This window comes from Butyrivibrio sp. NC2002 (genome assembly GCF_000702265.1).
In the GTDB taxonomy this organism is placed as follows: domain Bacteria; phylum Bacillota; class Clostridia; order Lachnospirales; family Lachnospiraceae; genus Butyrivibrio.
Genome location: NZ_JNKZ01000007.1, coordinates 283,504 through 304,461, shown reverse-complemented (window position 1 = coordinate 304,461; position 20,958 = coordinate 283,504). Strand labels below are relative to the sequence as shown.

Sequence of the window (20,958 nt, the reverse complement as noted above, 5' to 3'; positions counted from 1 at the left end):
CTTTATTGGAGGAGTGAAAAAATGGTTCTTACAGGTGCACAGATTGTTCTGGAATGTCTTAAAGAGCAGGGCGTTGATACAGTTTTCGGATATCCGGGCGGTACTATTTTAAATGTTTATGACGAGCTCTATAAGCAGCAGGACAGTATCAGACATATACTTACATCTCATGAGCAGGGAGCTGCCCATGCAGCTGACGGCTATGCAAGGTCCACGGGAAAGGTTGGCGTATGCCTTGCAACAAGCGGCCCCGGTTCAACTAATCTTGTAACAGGAATTGCAACTGCATACATGGACTCAGTTCCGATAGTTGCTATTACTTGTAATGTAAGTCTTCCTCTCCTTGGAAAGGATTCTTTCCAGGAGGTTGACATTGCAGGTATCACAACACCTATTACAAAGCATGGATATATCGTTAAGGATGTAAAAAAACTTGCTGAAACAATAAGAAAGGCCTTTGACATAGCAAGAAGCGGAAGACCCGGTCCTGTTGTGGTAGATATTACCAAGGATGTTACTGCAAATAAATGTGATTATAAGCCTATGAAAGAAGAGGAAATCGAGGAGACAATCGACTTTACGGATGATGACATCAAAACTGCCGTTAAGATGATCGAAAAATCAAAGAGACCTTTTATTTACGTGGGCGGTGGTGCAGTTATTTCCGGTGCGGAAAAAGAACTGCTTGAATTTGCTGAGAGAATTCAGGCACCTGTATGCGATACACTTATGGGTAAAGGCGCTTTTAACGGACATCATAAGCTTTATACCGGCATGATCGGTATGCATGGAACAAAGACCTCCAATTTCGGTGTTAGTGAGTGCGACCTTCTTATAACTCTCGGTGCAAGATTTTCAGACAGAGTAATAGGAAATGCCAAGACATTCGCCAAAAAGGCTAAGATACTGCAGATTGATATTGATGCAGCTGAGATTAATAAGAATATCAGAACAGATTACTATATTGTCGGAGATTTAAAGGAAGTTCTTTCTATCATAAATGACAGGGTTTCTCAGCAAAATCATGCTGAATGGCTTGAACACATAGCGGAATACGAGAAGAAGTTCCCTATGACCTATGATAAAAAGGGCCTTACCTGCCCTTATGTGATCGAAGAGCTTGATAAGGCCACAAACGGAGATGCAATCATTACCACAGATGTAGGTCAGCATCAGATGTGGGCAGCACAGTTTTATAAATACAAGCATCCCAGAACCTTCCTTACATCAGGCGGACTTGGAACAATGGGTTATGGCCTTGGTGCAGCGATAGGCGCAAAAGTCGGCAATCCGGATAAAAAAGTAATAAATGTAGCCGGTGACGGTTGCTTTAGAATGAATATGAATGAACTTGCAACTGCAAGCAGATATAACATTCCGATAGTTGAGATCGTGATAAACAATCAGGTACTTGGAATGGTTAGACAGTGGCAGACACTTTTCTATGACAAGCATTATTCCAATACAGTTCTTACGGACAAGGTTGATTATTGCAAGGTTGCAGAAGGGCTTGGCTGCAAGGCAATAAGAGTTAAAAAGAGAGAGGATGTACGTCCTGCAATTGATGAGGCTCTTAAATCAAATGGACCTGTTCTACTGGATGTTTGTATTGATCCTGATGAGAAGGTATTCCCTATGGTACCTGCCGGTGCTTCTATAAGTGAAGCATTTGATGCCAAGGATCTTGAAGATAAGGAGAGAGCTTAATTATTATTTGCGTATGAAAAAGAGGGGATTTTTATTATTTGTACTCTTTGGTTCTATTGCTTTTTTGCTTACGCTTTATGTGATTTTGGGGAACTATTACAGAGGAAGCTTTACTTACGGTACCTGGATAAATCATGTTTATGTTACAGGTAAAACTGTTGAAGAAGCAAATGAGGAGTTGAAGGGTACCGCATTCTATAACGGTCTTAATATAAGAGGCAGAGATGGACAGCATTTGTTCATCTCTGCTACTGATATCGATTACAGCATTGATTACACATCAGATCTTATATCTATAATGGACTCACAGAATCCACTTTTATGGGGATTTAATCTAATAGCTTCACCTAACACTCAAATACAAGGACATGTTCTGTTTGATACTGATAAAGTGAGTGAAATATTATCATCGTGGATAATATTTGAAGATGATGACACTCCTGCATACAAGATAGAGCTCGGTGATGAAGGTTTTTATCTAGCACAAAAGGATTTAAAGAAGCCGGTTTTTGACTACATTCTTGATAAAGCTATCATGGCTATTTCAAAGGGCGAGATCGATCTGAATATAATGGATGACAGCGGCGCTTACGTAGCTGTCAAAGAAACAGAGAGTGATCTGCATGTAAAAGAGCTTTTTGAAAAAATCGATACTCTGCAGAAAAAGAATGTGACTTTTAGAATTTATGATGAAGAAATCACTTCAGAACCTCTGGATATCTCAGATTTTTTGATCACGCTTTCAAATCTTGAAGAAGCTCAAAAAGAAGCTAAAAAAGATGAAACAGAAGATATGCCTGTCATTAAAAAGATGGCTCATGCTGATGAGATTGCAGATGATAATGGCAAAGAAGAGAAAATAAGTGACCTTACGGGATACGAAGGAATGTTCATTCATGGTGATGAAATAAGTCCTTTTCCTGACAAATTCAAGATTGACAATGAATTTGTAACGGATGAGCAGGGAAATCTATTATTAAGCTGCGACAAAATTCATGCTTATGTAGAAAAGAGCCTTGAGAGATTTGATACTGACTATTCCATCAATTCTTATATCGAAAACGGCGAAGGAAAAATATATGTCAGCGGAAGTAAGGACGGGGAGCTTTTTGATATTGAAAATGAATATGGTTTTTTCGTAAATGCTCTTATGGAAGGCGATACTGAAGAAGATATAGAACTGCCTCAAAAAAGCTTTGCTATTGATGGAAGCGAACTTGGAAATGAATTTATACTTGTAAATATGGGCGATCAGCATCTGTTATATTATAAAGACGGTAAGCTTACCATAGATTATGATATTGTAACCGGAAATACAGGGCGCGGAAGAGGAACTCCTGTAGGTTTATATCACGTTTACAATAAGCGCTATCACACAATACTAAGGGGCGATGATTATGCATCATTTGTTAATTACTGGCTTGGCGTAAATAAAGGAATCGGAATTCATGACGCAACCTGGCGAAGGGAATTTGGAGGAGAGATATATAAGACAAACGGTTCCCACGGATGCATAAACTCACCGCTTGAAGACATGGAAAAACTATATGAACTTGTAGAAGTCGGTGTTCCGGTACTTCTATATTATTAATTTTAATAACCCACATATCGGGTGCGTGGTCTCCTGATATGTGGTTTTTTTAATTTTTTTAGTTTTATGGAGAGCTTGTTGGACATTTGTTGGACGATAAAAATTATAATCAATTTGTAAAGTAAAAAATGATTTTTTTTATCGGAGGGGAATATGCCAAAATATTTTTTAAAGGATTTTGTACAATTTGCTAACTCTATATCGCAGATGGCCGGAACTTTTGCAGGTACACCTCTTTGCAAGGTTTTGGAAGACAGTGCTGATGAAATAGCTTCAGTAGCATATAACAGAAAATATGAACTTAATTATCAGGGAAATGAACTGCCTATTGATTTTTATATTGATAGTAACATCAAAGGCATTTTGGATAAAAATCTTAAGAAAATTAAAGAGGTAGGGGAAAAACAGAACTTTAAAGAAGGATCCATTCAGAAGAATTTATATGACAATATTGTATTTACTTTCGATGGATTCATTAAAGATACATATGGTCTGAGTTCGGATAATCCCATTGCTCAAGATTATGTAGGGGTTAAAATTACAAATAAATGGGCAAATACCAATCTGACCATCAAGGTTGATGAAAAAGAATATGAGTGGTTGCCACAAGGAATAAAACAAGGTAGTAATCTCCGTCAAAGCTTGGAAAAAGCAAAATACACTCTGAAAGAGATTGATGACTCTTATCAAAAAAATAAAATGCCTGAACTTATTGATGCATCCAGAGATTACCATGAATCAGTTATTCAGATGAAAAATATTCTAAAGCTTGGTGGAACTGTAAGTGATGATGTTCGAGCAGAACTAATCAAAAAGGCAGAAAGATTAAAAAAGGCAATTGTAGATACTAGAGCGGCAGCTAATAAAAATGATGAAGTTGCCATGAGGATGTATGCTGATGGAAAGTATGTTGATGATTTTGTCCTAAATGGTGGCAGATCACTTGCATCTGATCTGGATGCCATCAATAGTGAAATCATATTTTACAAAAGTGCCTTGCCAATGAGTGCGATGGATGAGTATTTAGAACTCAAAAGTACCGTTGATGATTTATACAAATCCACTAATATGAAGGGATTATCTAATCTTGATAAAAGCGGAGAAGTTATTGAGGCTATTGAAGAATTAAAAGGAGAAGTTGAACAGCTTGCAAGTGAAGATGCTAATATATTTGGTAATAATGAGTGGGCTGTATCTGTAAACGAAAAGATTGCAAATCTAAAAACAAAATATGATGAATTTGTTAAAGGCTTAGATAATGGCAATAATATTCCCGATGTACAAGGCGATCCCGCTCAGAAAAGATACTTAACTACTACACTTGATCCGGTAAATGGCTCATTTACAAAAGCAATTGAGAACCTTTCAAACTCTTATAATCATGATGTTTTGATCAACCTTGGAAAACGTGGAGCTGATAATTATAAAAATCAATATATTAGTGATATTAATGCTTTTCGAAGTGCTCAAAAAGCAATAGGTGATAAATTAACAGAATATAAGAAACAGTTAGGCGACCAGGGTTCCAAAATAAATACTGCACTAGATGATGCAATCAAGGCATGTAAAATAAATTCCGGCAATAGTGCTGCTCATACTTTCGAGTATTTAAACAAACTAAAAAATGTTTTGCCTAAAAATGCTAATAAAAATAGAAACCAGCAAAAGAGTGAATTTGATGAACTGCCCGAGGACGCATTAGATAGTTTGAAATTATATGATGGTTACACTAAATTGGAAACATTTTTGAAAGAAAATGTTTCTGAACAGGGAAGGCTAAATTATGCAGAGGCGCTGGAAAAACTCGAAAAGAATGTAACTATTTATGATACATCAGGAGAAAAAGTAAGAAATCTTGTACAAAAATTAAAGAATAAAAAGATATCGATAGCTGATCTAAGCAAGGATTTAGATAACGTAAGAAAAAATCTTAGTGAAAATAAGCTTGTTATCGAGTACGATCTTGACTCTAAAGGACAGGAATATTATAAAAAGTACGGCGCAAATGCACCTGAAGAAACTAAAGTTTCGTTAGCTGATCTATCCGATTATGTAGGCAATGCTGCTGAATATGTCAGAGTTAAGGGAGTAAATATGCATAAACAAGGGATTGCTGCTGATCTTTCTCTTGAAATGCAGATAAAAGTTGCTGAAAGACCTGCCGGAGCTTACTTGCAGGATGCCCTTGATAAATTTAATACAAGAAGGTCAAAGATATTCGGTAAAGGTGATAACTATGATCCTTCAATCGGCAAAGAATCACCTGAACATAGAAAAGCAAGACTTGCCGTTAATGATTTCAAGGATGAAAAGTTGAAACTTGATAGGATAGATATTTCTCTAAATCAGGAGGAATGGATAAAACAGGCCAATGTTGTTCTAAGAAAGATAAATGATGCAAAATTTGCAATGCACGAATATCTTGTAGATAAAGGATATGCTGCTAATACACCTGCAGGGCAAGCCAGAATCGATGGAGCACTTGATGTTCAGAGAGAATGTTCATATGTTGGAGTGGAGATAAGAAATAAATTCATTAAAAATAATATAGCTGAATTTATAAAAGGTGATCCGGACGCCCTGGGCCTTGAAAGAAATTTATCAACCTTGAACCACACTGAAAGAACAAAAACAAACGTCATTAATCCTACTAATTTTAACGATTTAAAGAATAAGATCATCAATGTAAAGGACGATGTGTCTAATAAAATTGCAAATAAAAAATCTTCAAAAACAAGTTCAAAGACAAAGGATAATGCAAAAAAAGAGGATAATTTCATAAATAATTATCTTTGAAAATTGCATATAAAGCAATAATTTTTCTTCTAAAAATTCTAGTAAAAGCCGCATTCGTGTCAGTATGGATGCGGCTTTTGCCATACAATAATTATTCTGTATTTTTTTACAAAAAAATATCTTTTTGAACCCATTATATAAATAAAATAACATTAATTACCGAATACATAGTTGACAAAAAATAATTTGCAATTAAAATGATATTAAGTTCTAAAAACTTTAACAATGTAAATCGTGAAAATTATTTTTGGGTAGGAGGTATAAAGAAGTGTCCAGAGTTTACAATTTTAGTGCAGGTCCTGCGGTGTTACCCGAGGAAGTATTAAAACAGGCTGCAGCAGAAATGCTTGATTTTAACGGAAGCGGAATGTCAATCAATGAAATGAGCCATAGATCCAAGGCTTTTGATAATGTCATTCAGACTGCTGAACAGGATATCAGAGATCTTATGAATATTCCTGACAACTATAAGGTCCTTTTCCTTCAGGGCGGTGCCAGCCAGCAGTTTGCTGCTGTACCTATGAACCTTATGCAGAATAAGAAAGCTGCATACATCGTTACCGGCCAGTGGGCTAAAAAAGCTCTCGCAGAGGCAAAAAAATATGGCGATGCCATTGAAGTAGCTTCCAGTGCGGATAAGACATTTTCTTATATACCTGACTGCTCTGATCTCGCAATTCCAGAAGATGCTGATTATGTATATATTTGCGAGAATAATACAATCTACGGAACCAAATTTAAGAAGCTTCCCAATACAAAAGGACATATCCTTGTATCTGACGTGTCTTCATGCTTCTTATCAGAGCCTGTAAATGTAAATGATTATGGCGTTATCTACGGTGGAGTTCAGAAGAATGTAGGTCCTGCAGGTCTTGTTATCAGCATTATAAGAGAAGATCTTATAAGAGATGATGTTCCTGATTTTGTACCCACAATGCTTAAGTGGAAGACTCAGGCTGATAACGGCTCTTTATATAACACTCCTAACTGCTGGGCTATCTATATGTGTGGTCTTGTTTTCAAGTGGCTTAAAGAGCAGGGTGGTCTTACAGAGATGAAGAGAAGAAATGAAGAGAAGGCTAAAATCCTCTATGACTACCTTGATAGCAGCAAGATGTTTAAGGGAACTGTTCGCAAAGAGGACAGATCACTTATGAATGTACCTTTTGTTACTGACAGTGAAGAATTAAATGCCAAGTTCATTGCCCAGGCAACAGAAAATGGCCTTGTAAGCCTTAAGGGACACAGAACAGTCGGCGGAATGAGAGCAAGCATTTACAATGCTATGCCTAAAGAAGGCGTTCAGAAGCTTGTTGATTTCATGGATAAATTTGAGAAGGAGAATAACTGATGTTTAAATATAAGTGCCTTAATCCAATTGCAAAAGTTGGTCTTAATAATTTTTCAGATCAGTATCAGGCAGTTGATAATATTGATGATGCAGATGGTGTTCTTGTAAGAAGTGCCAATATGAATGAAATGGAATTTTCGGATAACCTTCTTGCAATCGCAAGAGCAGGTGCCGGAGTTAACAATATTCCTGTAGACAGATGCGCTGATGAAGGTATTGTAGTTTTTAATACACCGGGTGCAAATGCTAACGGTGTTAAGGAGATGGTTATTGCTGCAATGCTCATAGCTTCCCGTGATATCATAGGCGGAGTACAGTGGGTAAGCGCCAATGCAGGTGATCCTGAGATAGCAAAGCTCACTGAAAAAACTAAGAAAAAGTTTGCAGGTACTGAGATTGCAGGTAAAAAGCTCGGAATAATCGGACTAGGTGCAATTGGCGTAAGAGTTGCTAATGCAGCAAGAAATCTTGGAATGGAAGTATTTGGTTATGATCCGTACCTCTCTGTTGATGCTGCGTGGAGCCTTTCATCCGATGTTAAGCATGTAACAAATGTTGATGATATCTATTCAAAGTGCGATATTATCACAATTCATGTTCCTGCACTTGATAATACAAAGGGAATGGTTAATGCTGAGGCTATTGCCAAGATGAAGAAGGGCGTTATCCTTATAAATCTTGCGCGTGATATTCTCTGCAATGAGGCTGATGTCCTTTCCGGAATTAATTCAGGCAAGATCAGAAAATATGTTACTGATTTCCCCAATACAGTGATTGCTGGACATGATGGCTGCATCGTAATTCCTCATCTTGGTGCTTCTACCGAGGAGTCAGAGGATAACTGTGCTGTTAAGGCAGTTCTTCAGATGAAGGATTACCTTGAAAATGGCAATATTGTTAATTCTGTAAATATGCCTCGCTGCGAGCAGGGAATCTGTACAGGACCCAGAATTGCGATCATCCATAAGAATGTTGCAGGTATGATAGGTCAGTTCACTCAGGTTCTTGGTAATGACGGCTACAATATCTCTAACATGACCAATAAGTCAAGAGGTGATCATGCTTACACGATTATCGACGTTGAGAGCACAATATCTGACGACATCATCAAGAAGCTAAAGAAGATTGATGACGTTATCAGGGTTCGTGTTGTTAGAAAAGATGTTTAATAACAGAAAAATAATTTAGTGTGAAAATAGGGGCAGGTTTTGCCCCTATTATTAGTTCTGATTTAGAGGATGAAAGGATTTTAGATTATGGCAGATATAAGAGCTTTTGCGGCATACAGACCAAGAGAAGATGTGGCCTCCAAAGTTGCTGCTCTTCCCTATGATGTTTATAACAGCAAAGAGGCTAGAGCGGAAGTAGAGCGCGAGCCTATGTCTTTTCTTGCTATAGACAGGCCTGAGACGCAGTTTCCGCCTGAATATGATATGTATTCAGAAGAGGTATATCAAAAAGCACACGATATGCTGTGGAAAAAAATAGAAGAAGGCATTTTTATTCATGAAGAAAAGCCTTGTTATTACCTTTATGAGCAGACTATGGATGGACGGGTTCAGACGGGAATAGTTGCATGCAGTTCTGTTAAAGACTATGAAAATAACGTAATTAAGAAACATGAGAATACACTTGCCAAAAAAGAAGCAGACAGAATACATCATGTCGATACCTGCAATGCCCAGACCGGTCCGATATTTTTGTGCTTTAGGGAAAATAGCGATATCAGAGAAATCATGGAGCGTGTAAGAAATACTACTTCTCCGGTCTATGACTTTTATACAAAAGACAATGTAAGAAGCAGAGTGTTTATAATTGATTCTGAAGAAGACATTATAAAAATAAGGGATGCTTTTTTTGGTATGGACAGCATTTATATTGCTGATGGACATCACAGATGCGCTTCTGCTGTAAAGGTTGCAAAAAAGAGGAGAGAGTCGGATCCAAATCCCACAGGAAATAAGGAATATGATTTCTTTTTATCTGTACTGTTTCCTGACAGCGAGCTTATGATAATGGACTATAACAGGGTTATAAAGGATCTGAACGGACTTAGCTCTGAAGAATTCATCAATAAGATTAAGGAGAAATTTGAAGTTATTTCTGAAAATAAAGCTGTAAAGCCTTCAAAGAAATGTGAAATGGGAATGTTTCTTGATGGTAAGTGGTATAAGCTCACAGCTCATGATGATATAAAAAGCGAAGATGCAGTAGACGGTCTTGACGTCAGCATATTGCAGAATAATGTTTTGACACCCATTCTTAATATCAGCGATCCCAAAAATGATCCAAGAATTGATTTTGTCGGTGGAATCAGGGGACTTGAAGAACTTGAGAGAAGATGCCATGCAGATATGTGCCTTGCTTTTTCTATGTATCCCACAGATATTCATGAACTTTTTGCAGTTGCTGATGCAGGAAGACTTATGCCTCCTAAATCAACGTGGTTTGAGCCTAAACTACTAAGTGGCCTATTTATTCATGCATTATAAAAACCGTGACATTTTAGAATATATTCCTGATGATGAATCGGAATAGGAGAGATGGTATGAAAAAAATATATGTTATTTTTGCATCGGTAATTTTGGTATTTGTGCTTTTGTTTTTGTTTTTGTACTATATACATTTGGGTCCGGAGCATACATATATATCAAGATTTTCAAAAATAGCTGATTTGCGAGTATTAGATAAAGACATGATTGATATATATGATTCACATGATGGTTTTTTGGGAGATGGATTATCTGTTGTAACGATCGATGATAATAATGGAAAATACATTGCTAAGATTGAAGGGCTAGATAATTGGAAAAAATGTCCTATAAAAAGTAATTTGAATGAGTTACTTTTGCAGATATTTGCTGATTCCAATAATATTCCTGATGTAAAAAATGGATATTATTTTTTCTACAATCGTTTGAGTTCGGCTCAGGATAAATATGACGAATCAAGCTTGTTTGAAGGTTATTCCAGAAATTTTACATGTGGCATCTATGATAATGATTCCAAAAAGTTATATATAGTTGACTATGATTCGTAATAGTAAATTAAAAACTCCCATATATCGTGTGTCAATGCACCCGATATATGGGAGTTCTCTTATTTGAAGGGTAATCAATTTTCGTGAGGGTTTCCCAAAGTTTATGAGGATCAGTCCTGAGGGCAATGTCATTTAGATAAGAAAAGATATGACAGAGCAACAAGCATGATATCTATGACGCCTACGTGAGATGCTGCTCTTTATTAGTAGTAGAACACGTAAAACTAAACAGATATTTGGAAAAAATACGTGAGGAGAGGCTTGTTAACGGAGGTGTATCACGTAGAATGCCAGAAAATCATTGCGAAACTACGTGATAACAGCCTAAAGATAAAGCGGTGTCACGTAGATGTCCACGCTACTATATAATCTTAAGAATGTAACGTGCCTATTTCGCATTTACTGCATTTTCTTATCTAAATGACATTGGTCCTGTGGAGCTGGCTCTTTTTTTAGCGGAGTAACCCTCATGAAAGACCCTCACGAAAGTAGCTCCTAATAAAAATTGATTACCCTATTTAAAGGCTAACTGCGCAAAATTATAGAAACCAAGATACCAGATTCGAAAATCATGACCACCGTCAAGCTCCTGCCAGGTAAAGTTTTCTCCATCTACAAACTGATCGCATAGAGCAGGAAGAGTCTTGGCTGCAGCAGATGAGCTCTGGTAAGCAATGTTATCCTGAAGACCACATATATTATAGAAATACTTGATCGGATACTGGTTGTCTTTAAGGATAGATGCTGTCTGAGATGCGGTATTACTAGTAGGTGCAGCAGAGAAGGCTCCGAAGTAACCAAACATATCTATGCATTCTCCGATTCCTATGTTGATGGTCTGCATACCGCCCATTGATAATCCGGCAATTGCGCGGTGTTCTCTGGCGGCGGAGAGATCATAATCTTCGCTGTAATCAGCATAGGTGCTATAGTGAGAGTCGATGTATGGGATCAGATCATTTCTGAGTTCCTGACCAAACAGGTAAAAAGACTCTATGCCTGAACCTTCATCACCACCTAGCTTACAGGCTCTTCCATTAGGAGTTACAACTATAAATGAATCAATGTCTCCGTAGTAAGAGAGGTTATCCATTATAGCTTTGACTCTTGAAGTGCTCTTGTTCATTCCCCATTCATCTTCATCACCGCCAATACCATGCATGAGGATCATTACGTTGTACTGTTTGTCCTCAGAGTAGCCTGCGGGAAGATAAATATTGGCTTCTTTCGTAATTTCACTGCCATCTCCTGCATAGTCGTGGCTTGTATAAGATATACGTTCTACGGTTCCTGATTCGTCACCTGTCCTAAGAGCTGTGTATTTAGGAGGAACCATCTCACCGACTTCGGCTGTGGGTACTCTTTCTTCTTCATTCGCCTCATTCTCGGGAGCAGAGGATGCTTCCTCAGTGTAGGAGTGTTCCTGAGAAATTGCATCGGCTATTCCATCGCTACTTTCTTTTTCGTTTGACTCTGATAAGTCTGCGGTATCCTGTGATATAGTTTCTGATGCATCATTAGTGCTTATTGCTACGGCTTCGCTCTTTTCACCAGCACATCCCGCCATAATAAGACTTGTAGCTATTATTCCCATAAGTATTTCTTTTTTCAAAAAATTTACCTCCGTAATTGATCTGCGCATTACTAAACATAAAAAAGATGTTCCGGGCGCTTATGTAAATATAGTAGAGCCCTGATGGGATAAATGCTTATCAGATTATGGCGAGTTAACATCATATATTGCTAAAAAATCCGTTATCCGGTTCAGTTTTTTCAAGAAAAGCTCTCAAATTTGCACAAAAAAATACTATATAAAAATACAAGTAAAAATTTAGTAAAATTATCTCATTGTTTAAAATGCATAAATGAAATAAAATTTTTACTAGTAAAGTAGTATATATCACAAATAAATGCATTGGGGAAAATATTTTGTGATAAAAATTTACCAAAATGGGAGGAAAGAATAAAAATGAAGAAAAGGGGCTTGTTAAAGAGAAGTGCCGCGGCATTTTTATCAGCGACAGTTTCAGCGGTGACCTTGTTTTCGGGAATTCCGGGCGTTAATACCGGCATTAGTGCAAGCGCAGAAACAAAAGCTGATAAAATTGTGAAAATTTCCACTTCTGATGTATCGACTTTTAACGATACGGATAATGACGGACTTGGAGAGTTTCAGGGATTTGGTACATCTCTATGCTGGTGGGCTAACAGAGTGGGTTATAGCACAGAGCTTTCAGATCTTGCTGCTAAGCTTTTCTTTAATCCTGATGAAGGCCTTGGTCTTACTATCGGCAGATATAATGTTGGCGGTGGTGACGGAATTACTGATGAGGAAACAGAGGATTCTGATATTACGAAAATCCCTGTTAATGAGAAAGCAGTTTTCTATGGACCGGAGGATGCAACTCATCCATTTACCGGCACGAACATGGAAATTGGAAGCGACTCTAATTTTGCAAGCGTGAAAGCTGATAAATGCGATGCTGACTTTGGAATTACCAGGGGATTAAAGGTTGGCAAAATGCAGACAGTTGGCTGGATAAACGGCCTTGATAAAGACCCGGGGCAGGGCGGAAATCTGTATTTTGACGTAAAAGCAGACTCAACCGACTATTACACAGTAAAAATGTTGTTTGTGCTGTCCGGTTCAAATAACAGAGGCGTTTCACTTAAAGTTGAAAGTCCTGCGGTTTCAGCTGATGATGTGAATGTGTCACTCGATAAAAATGAGGCGGCTCTGGATCAGGATTTAGAAACAAAAGAAATTGTTTTAGATGAAACTGCTGAGGCTCAGGATACAACAGAAGTTACGGAATCAGTAGATAATGAATCAGAAATTAATTCTGATGAAGTGATAACTGAGAATGAAGATATCGTAACTGAGCCAGAAAAAGCTTCAGATGATACTGCAAACGGCGAAGATACAGACCTTAACAATGAAAATGCAGCTTCAGATGATGAAAAAACTGATGAAAAAGTTGATGAGGCTTCTGATGATGAAAACATTCCTTCAGAAACAGAGAATGTTACAGAAGGCTCACCCGAAGCGGTAGATGCAGCGCTTGAAGAAGAAACTGAAGAAGTTACACTAGATAATAAAGCTGTTTTAGATGAAGGCGGTGAATCTAAGATTTATCAGGCAGATGCAGCAACTGTTAATAGTGATGTTATTGCAAAGGGCGGCGAAACTCTTTTCAGAGTAACATTTACAGGTGTAGAACTTGTTAAGGGTATAAACAAATTCACTATTGGTGGTATTGATGATGACTGGACACTTGATTTTGTAAAGATGGCAGTTATTAAGAAGGGCGAAGAAGAAGTTGTACCTGAAGGTGCTGATGATATAGATATTTCTGACAACCAAAGCGGCAGCTTGCTTCATCCAAGCCATATAACAAGATCAGATTCTGCAGTTCCCGGCTACTGCGTTGATGTGACCAAAATAGAAGCTGACAAAGATATTTCATATTATGAAGAAAATTTTGCGCGCGTAGATGCTGAATGCGGCTATGCATGGAACTATGACTGGGATGCTGACAAGAATCAGGTAAATGTTCTTCGCGCAGGCATAGAGGCTGCAGGTAAGGATAACTATCTTGCAGAAGCATTTTCCAATTCTCCTCCGTATTTCATGACAGAAAGTGGATGCTCCTCAGGAAATACTGATGCGGGAAAAGATAACTTAAGAGCAGACAGCGTAAACGCATTTGCAACATATATGGCAGATGTAATAGAGCATCTTGAAAATGAAGGAATCCATTTCCAGAGTGTAACTCCTATGAATGAGCCCTATACAAATTACTGGGGAGCATACAGCAATAAACAGGAGGGCTGCCACTTCGATATTGGAGAATCACAGTCAAGAATTATCGTTGCTCTTAATAAAGCACTTAAAGAAAAAGGCATTACAGATATAGTATTTTCAGCTTCAGATGAAACAAGCATAGATACTGCAATAAGCTCATATAAAGCTCTTTCCGATGAAGCAAAAGACGTTGTAACAAGAATAGATACACACACTTATTCAGGCTCAAAAAGAGCAGAACTTAGGGCTCTTGCTGAGGAATCAGGTGAAAACCTCTGGATGAGCGAAGTAGACGGATCAAATACTGAGGGTACAAACGCAGGTGAGATGGCAGGCGGACTCTGGCTTTCCAACTATATGGCTAAAGACCTTAAAGGACTTATGCCTTCAGCATGGATAATCTGGGATATCATTGATACACATGTTTCAAATGAAGCAGAAGCAACAAGCTATCCTGAAGCATACAACGAGTTTGATACTGCCAAAGATATTGATTCATGGCAAAGAAGTGCTAACCTTGCAGGGGGCAAGAGCCTGTGGGGAGTAGCGATAGCAGATCATAATAATCAGAATATTGTTCTTACAAAGAAATATTATGCATTTGGTCAGTATTCGAGATATATCCGTCCCGGATACACACTTATTGGATCAACTGAGAGCACAGTTGCAGCTATCGATCCTAAGAACAACAAACTTGTAATTGTTGCAACTAATACAAAAGATACTGATGAAACCTGGAAGTTTGACCTGTCTAATTTAGGTGCGATCGGTGAAAAAGTTACAGCAATAAGAACAAGCGGAAGCCTTGCAGATGGCGAAAACTGGGCAGATGTTTCTGCTTCAGATGATATCGTTGTTGATAAGAATAAAAAGTCTGTAACAGCAACTGTTAAAGCTAATTCAATAACTACCTATATAGTAGAAGGTGCTGTATATGATAATTCTGCAGAAGAAGTTCAGAATGTAATTGATGATACTATCTATGCAGTTACCGGAACAAAGGCTGTACTTCCCAAAACTGTAAGAGTAGCAACAAATCATTCTAGTGAAGTTGAAAAAGAAGTTACATGGCATGCGGAAGATGTTGATCTTTCATCAGCAAAGAGCATCACAGGTGTACTTGATGATGGCACAGAATTTATTGCAAATATCAAGTTTGTAAAGCCTAACATGTATATATTTGCAGACTGCAATAATAATGGAACTGATAATACTTCTTATAACCAGATTGATTCCTATGCGGACCTTATAAATGAAGTTCCGGATAAGAAGTACGAAGATGGATCATGGGGAAGACATGATGAGTATGGCGCATATAACCAAAGCGGCGATGATGCGTGGGCTTATGGATGGTATGCAAAAAAAGGACAGGATATCAAATATATTCTTCCTCTTGAACAGGGCAGCTACAATGTAGAAGTAGGATTTAAAGAGTGGTGGGGTCAGTCAAGACCAATGAGCGTATATGCTGATGACGTAAAGCTTGGCGATACCAATTCGAAGAACGGAAACAATAACTGGAACACACCTAATTACAAAATTACAGCTGATGCAGACAAAAACGTTACATTTAAGGTAACAAAGAAAACAAGCTCAGATCCCGACCCTGTACTTTCATTCATCAGGATCCAGAAGCTGCTTAACCTTGATGATCTTAAGGCATCAATGGAAAAAGCTGCTGCTTTTGAAGAAAGCTCAGTTCCTTCAGGTACAAAGGAAAAGGTACACGACCTTCGCCTTGAAGCTATGGACCTTATGCTTAAAGCAAAGACGACTCAGGAAGAAATTGATAACATGAAGTCAAAGCTTGATGAGTTTGTAGGAGAAGGTGCAACAGGATTTACAGAAGAAGAGATTGCAGCAAATGACTACATTCTCTATATCGCTGACGTAGGATCAAGCAACACATCTTTTGTTCCTTCTGAATACAAGATGGGACTTTATCAGTCAGTAACAGATAAGGAATTTGGCACAGATGCAGTAACAGGTTACAAGTGGGGTTATCCTGAAAATGACACCAATTCCTACAGAGTAGCAAAAGGTACTACGCAGTCCAGCCTTGCAGATACTTGTGTATATATGTCAGACAGTATTACTTTCAAAAAGGGTGTTTCAGGCTTTAACTATAGCTTCGAACTATCCGAGAGAGCAAATGATTCCTACAAGGTAAGCCTTGGATTTAAGGTTCCTTCAGGATGGGGGTCAAAGAAGGTTGATATTGTTCTTGAAGGTGAAACTGTAGCAGAATCACTTTCAATAGGAGATTCAAGTGTAACCGAAAAGACATATACAGTAAAAGTAAAAGATAATATGCTCAATGTATTTGTACATAATCCGAATGCTTCTTCAAGAAGTGACGATCCTGTACTTAACTACATTATCGTAAGAGCAGATGCTGCTTACACAGTTGAAAGACTACAGGAACTTATCGATACTCAGGCAGCTGCTATGGATGGCAAGACTTATAGCGATGAGACACTTTCTTCATATAATGAAGCACTTGATGCTGCAAATACATTGATTAAGGAATCATCAACAGATGCTGCAAAGATCGAAGAAGCTTATCATAACCTTGAGGCTGCTTTCGATAAACTTTTCGAAGTTCATAAAGAACATTACAACGATATCAGCGGCGTTGAGGGCAGAAATATGTATGACAATAACGGCATACAGATTCAGGCTCACGGCGGACAGATCCAGCAGTTTACGATTGATGGCGTTACAAAATATTACTGGTACGGCGAAGACAAGACCACAGATTATAGACCTGTTCCCGGTGTACATCTTTACACATCAGAAGATCTCTACAACTGGACAGACGAAGGACTTGTACTTAAGGCAATTCCCGTTCCTGACGATCAGTATGGAAAAGACCAGGAAGAAGGCTACAAAGCAGATCTTTCAATTTTTGAAGATGATGAATATTTCAAAAAACTTTATTCTGACTATGAAGGACAGGAAGCATCTGATTCCATGTATGAAAACAAGCTTGAAGAAGTATACTGGAATATTGCAAATGACAGATGCGTAATGGAAAGACCTAAGGTGCTCTACAACGATAAGACCGGCAAATACGTTATGTGGTGGCACTGCGACGGAAGAACTCCTGAGAGTAGTGCTGATTACGGAAAGGCAATGGTCGGAATAGCTACAGCTGATTCACCTACCGGACCTTTCAAGTTTGTTGAAGCAAGAAAACTTATAAGCGCAGATGATGCTAATCTTGGCTGGGATACAGTAAAAGGTTCATCAAGAGATATGAACCTCTTTAAGGATGATGACGGAACAGCTTATGTAATCTACTCATCAGACGGCAATGCAGATATGTATATTGCAAAGCTTGATGACACATATACAGGACTTGCTGCAGATACAGAAGGCCTTAAAGAAGGTGAGAACTACAGACTTTGCTATACAACTTCAAGAGAAGCTCCCGCTATGTTTAAGTATAACGGCCTCTACTACATGATCACATCTGCATGCACAGGCTGGGATCCAAACAGAGCAGGATATGCAACTGCTACATCACCTCTTTCAAAATGGAACTGGATGGGTGATCCCTGCACAGAGGATACAAAGGGTACAACCTACGATACTCAGAGCACATGCGTATTTGCAGTTGATGCTGCTGCAGGACAATTCATCTACATGGGTGACAGATGGAAGTCATCAGACCTTAGTGATTCAAGATATGTTTGGGTGCCTGTGGAATTCTTAAATGGGGGAAAGATTGCACTTGGAAAGTACTCAAATTGGACACTTTCTGAACTTGAAGGAAAGGGTACTTTTGAAATTGTAACAGATATTAAAAAGGTATTTTCTTCAGAGGAAAACGTTAAGAGCAGCATGCCTTCAGAGGTTACTGTGAAAGATACCAAGGGGACAGAAAACACATATTCAGTAACCTGGAACTATGATAAATTAAATTCCTTTGGAACATCAGAAGTTACTGGAACTTTGGAGAATGGAAGAAAGTTTGATCAGAGTGTAACCATTATCCCTGAAAAGCTTATTTACTTCTATGATTGCGGTTCTGTTGAACTTAAAAAAGTAAGTGACTTCTTTAATGATGTGAAGAACCTTCTTGGTAAACAGGTTAGAAATGAGGCTTCAGATGAAGCATACTCAGCTGAAACAAAAGCCGGATATACAGGTGTTATCAAAACAGAAGACAGCGATAACTATGACGTTGGCGTAAAGGATTCAGGCGATGGAATGTATGAGTACGGATTCTGGGCTGGCGGCAACAAGACAATCGATTATGCATTTGATCTTGAGGCAGGCGAGTACACAATTATCACCGGATATCAGGAATGGTGGAACACAACAAGACCTACAAAGATAACAGTAACTCTTGACGGCGAGGAAATTGCATCACATGACTTTACACTTAAGAGCTCTGACTCTCAGAGAACTGAAAATGTAAGTGTGATCGTTCCTAAGAAGGGCACAGTTAAGGTGAGTGTAAGCAAGACCGGAAATCCCGATCCTGTAATGTCATACATCGCAGTTATATGCGATTCTATGGAAAAAGCTGAAGAAGTTGTTGTTCCGGATGCGCCTACACCTACAGCTCCTACTGTAGAAGAAAGCAATACCGGTAAGGATAATACTGAACTTAAGACAACAGATGATAATGGATACAAGACTGTAAAGGGCAGCATAAAGAAGATCAAGAAGGGTAAGAACAAAGGTAAATACCAGCTCGTACTTGAAGACGGCTCTATTGCAAAGGGATTTGTATCACTTAACGGTAAAGCTTATTACTTTGGTAAGAAGGGTATCGCTAAAAAAGGCTTTGTAAAGATAAGCGGCAAGACATACTACACTAATAAGAAGGGTAAACTTGCAACAGGATTTAAGAAGATAAACGGAAAAACTTACTCATTTACCGATGCCGGAAAAATGCGTACAGGTCTTAAAGTAATAAATGGAAATCTCTATTATTTTGGTAAAGACGGTGTTATGAGAACCGGTAAAGTTGAGATAGGTGGTAAGACCTATACGTTTAAGAAAAACGGCAAGTTAAAGAGCGTAAAATAATAGGTAAAAAAACTCTCAAAACTCCTTTATTTGCTTGACTTTGAGTGTATTAATGTTAAGATATGTTTGCCTGTTAAATGACTTTATGGAAGGGCTGTATGCTTAAGGCATACCGCCCTTCCTTTTTACAGATATAAAACGTTTTTGGAGGATATTTCATTGGATCTGGATCGTCAGAGAAAAGCTCCTGTTTATGAGGCGCTTGAAAGATTTAGGAAGCAGAGGGTTGTTCCCTTTGATGTACCCGGACATAAGAGAGGAAGAGGAAACGCTGAACTCGTCAGATTTTTGGGTGAGCAGTGCGTTGGCATAGATGTCAATTCGATGAAACCCCTTGATAATCTCTGTCACCCCGTATCAGTTATAAAAGAAGCGGAAGAGCTTACAGCCGATGCTTTTGGAGCAGAGCATGCTTTTTTGATGGTAAATGGAACGACCAGTGCGGTTCAGGCTATGGTACTCTCATCTGTTAAGCATGGCGAGAAGATCATCATGCCCAGAAATGTCCATAAGAGTGCCATAAATGCTCTTATTTTGTGCGGAGCTGTCCCTGTTTACATTGACCCCAAGGTCGACACCAAGCTTGGAATACCGCTTGGAATGGAGCTTGTTGATGTTGAAGCTGCTATAAAAGAAAACCCTGATGCGAAGGCTATTTTAATAAATAATCCTTCATACTACGGCATATGCTCTAACCTTCAGGCTATAGTAGATCTTGCTCATGCACATGGAATGAAAGCCCTTGTAGATGAGGCACACGGAACGCACCTTTATTTTGGTCCAAACCTTCCGCTCTGTGCTATGAGAGCAGGTGCAGATATGGCAGCAATCAGTATGCACAAGTCAGGTGGAAGCCTTACACAGAGCTCTATCCTTCTTTGCGGTAAGGGCGCAAATATCGGTTATATCAGCAGAATTGTAAACCTTACTCAGACAACAAGTGCAAGCTATCTGTTGATCGCAAGCCTTGATATTTCAAGAAGAAACCTTGCTCTTCACGGCCATGACAGTTTTGAAAAAGTAACAGGAATGGCTAAGTATGCAAGAGAAGAGATAAATGAGATCGAAGGATATTACGCTTACGGTCACGAGCTTATAAATGGCGGAAGCATCTATGATTTCGACGAGACCAAGCTTGTTGTAAATACAAGAGGGATCGGTCTTACGGGAATTGAGGTCTATGACCTGTTAAGAGATGAGTATGATATTCAGATGGAATTCGGTGATCTCTCCAATGTTATGGCTTATATTTCCATAGGAGACAGACTTCAGGATATCGAGAGACTTGCAGGAGCTCTTGCGGATATCAAGAGACTATATGCAAAACAAAAGCAGAGCTTTTTCTCAGCTGAATATGTGACACCTATCGTTAAGGCTACTCCGCAGGAAGCTTTCTATGCTGAGAAGGAATCTGTTCTTATCGATATGACTGTCGGAAGAATAAGCGCGGAGTCAGTTATGTGTTATCCTCCGGGAATACCGATCATTTCTCCCGGCGAAGTAGTTACAAGAGAGATCCTTGACTATATTAAAACAGCCAAAGAAAAGGGCTGCTCAATGCAGGGACCTGAGAGTGAGGATATATCAGAGCTTCAGGTTATAAAATAAGAACCATTTGTTTCAGG

At 38.5% G+C, this 20,958-nt stretch carries 10 protein-coding genes; 9 read left to right on the top strand and 1 reads right to left on the bottom strand.

Annotation, left to right across the window (positions count from 1 at the left end; translation table 11 throughout):
* The first annotated feature begins 21 nt into the window (after nt 1-21).
* The 7 genes from ilvB (at nt 22) to T543_RS04600 (ending at nt 10,485) form a co-directional block, all read left to right on the top strand.
* Nucleotides 22-1,707, top strand: coding sequence for a biosynthetic-type acetolactate synthase large subunit (gene ilvB, locus T543_RS04630; RefSeq protein ID WP_035766136.1), 1,686 nt, complete (start codon nt 22-24; stop codon nt 1,705-1,707).
* The gene (locus T543_RS04625) at nt 1,685-3,298 is read left to right on the top strand and encodes a L,D-transpeptidase (protein WP_197023931.1); all 1,614 of its coding nucleotides are present in this window, start codon (nt 1,685-1,687) and stop codon (nt 3,296-3,298) included. The genes ilvB and T543_RS04625 overlap by 23 nt, the downstream gene beginning before the upstream one ends.
* Before the next feature lie 153 nt (nt 3,299-3,451).
* Complete coding sequence (locus T543_RS04620; protein ID WP_035766134.1) at nt 3,452-6,094, top strand: hypothetical protein; 2,643 nt, start codon at nt 3,452-3,454, stop codon at nt 6,092-6,094.
* 268 nt (nt 6,095-6,362) lie between these two features.
* Nucleotides 6,363-7,445 (top strand): 3-phosphoserine/phosphohydroxythreonine transaminase, encoded by a 1,083-nt coding sequence (gene serC / locus T543_RS04615; protein WP_035766133.1) that lies wholly within the window; start codon nt 6,363-6,365, stop codon nt 7,443-7,445.
* Nucleotides 7,445-8,614: a phosphoglycerate dehydrogenase gene (locus T543_RS04610; protein WP_035766132.1), complete on the top strand. Its 1,170-nt coding sequence runs from the start codon at nt 7,445-7,447 to the stop codon at nt 8,612-8,614. The genes serC and T543_RS04610 overlap by 1 nt, the downstream gene beginning before the upstream one ends.
* An 87-nt stretch (nt 8,615-8,701) precedes the next feature.
* Complete coding sequence (locus T543_RS04605; RefSeq protein WP_035766130.1) at nt 8,702-9,937, top strand: DUF1015 domain-containing protein; 1,236 nt, start codon at nt 8,702-8,704, stop codon at nt 9,935-9,937.
* A 56-nt stretch (nt 9,938-9,993) separates the two neighbouring features.
* The gene (locus tag T543_RS04600; RefSeq protein ID WP_035766128.1) at nt 9,994-10,485 is read left to right on the top strand and encodes a hypothetical protein; all 492 of its coding nucleotides are present in this window, start codon (nt 9,994-9,996) and stop codon (nt 10,483-10,485) included.
* Nucleotides 10,486-10,999: 514 nt separating this feature from the next.
* Here T543_RS04600 and T543_RS04595 read toward each other — a convergent pair.
* Nucleotides 11,000-12,097 (bottom strand): alpha/beta hydrolase, encoded by a 1,098-nt coding sequence (locus tag T543_RS04595; protein ID WP_035766126.1) that lies wholly within the window; start codon nt 12,095-12,097, stop codon nt 11,000-11,002.
* Nucleotides 12,098-12,454: 357 nt separating this feature from the next.
* On the opposite strand from T543_RS04595, the gene T543_RS04590 reads away from it, so the two are divergent.
* A complete protein-coding gene (locus tag T543_RS04590) occupies nt 12,455-19,333 on the top strand; it encodes a glycoside hydrolase (protein ID WP_035766125.1) in 6,879 nt (2,292 codons plus the stop codon).
* Nucleotides 19,334-19,492: 159 nt separating this feature from the next.
* Nucleotides 19,493-20,941 carry an aminotransferase class I/II-fold pyridoxal phosphate-dependent enzyme gene (locus T543_RS04585; RefSeq protein ID WP_035766123.1) on the top strand — a complete coding sequence of 483 codons (1,449 nt, stop codon included), beginning with the start codon at nt 19,493-19,495 and terminating at the stop codon, nt 20,939-20,941.
* Nucleotides 20,942-20,958: the final 17 nt, after the last annotated feature.

Bases quoted from the DNA above. Each gene is read 5' to 3' on its own strand.
- ilvB (WP_035766136.1), top strand. From the start codon at position 22: ATGGTTCTTACAGGTGCACAGATTGTTCTGGAATGTCTTAAAGAGCAG.
- T543_RS04620 (WP_035766134.1), top strand. From the start codon at position 3,452: ATGCCAAAATATTTTTTAAAGGATTTTGTACAATTTGCTAACTCTATA.
- T543_RS04610 (WP_035766132.1), top strand. From the start codon at position 7,445: ATGTTTAAATATAAGTGCCTTAATCCAATTGCAAAAGTTGGTCTTAAT.
- T543_RS04605 (WP_035766130.1), top strand. From the start codon at position 8,702: ATGGCAGATATAAGAGCTTTTGCGGCATACAGACCAAGAGAAGATGTG.
- T543_RS04600 (WP_035766128.1), top strand. From the start codon at position 9,994: ATGAAAAAAATATATGTTATTTTTGCATCGGTAATTTTGGTATTTGTG.
- T543_RS04590 (WP_035766125.1), top strand. From the start codon at position 12,455: ATGAAGAAAAGGGGCTTGTTAAAGAGAAGTGCCGCGGCATTTTTATCA.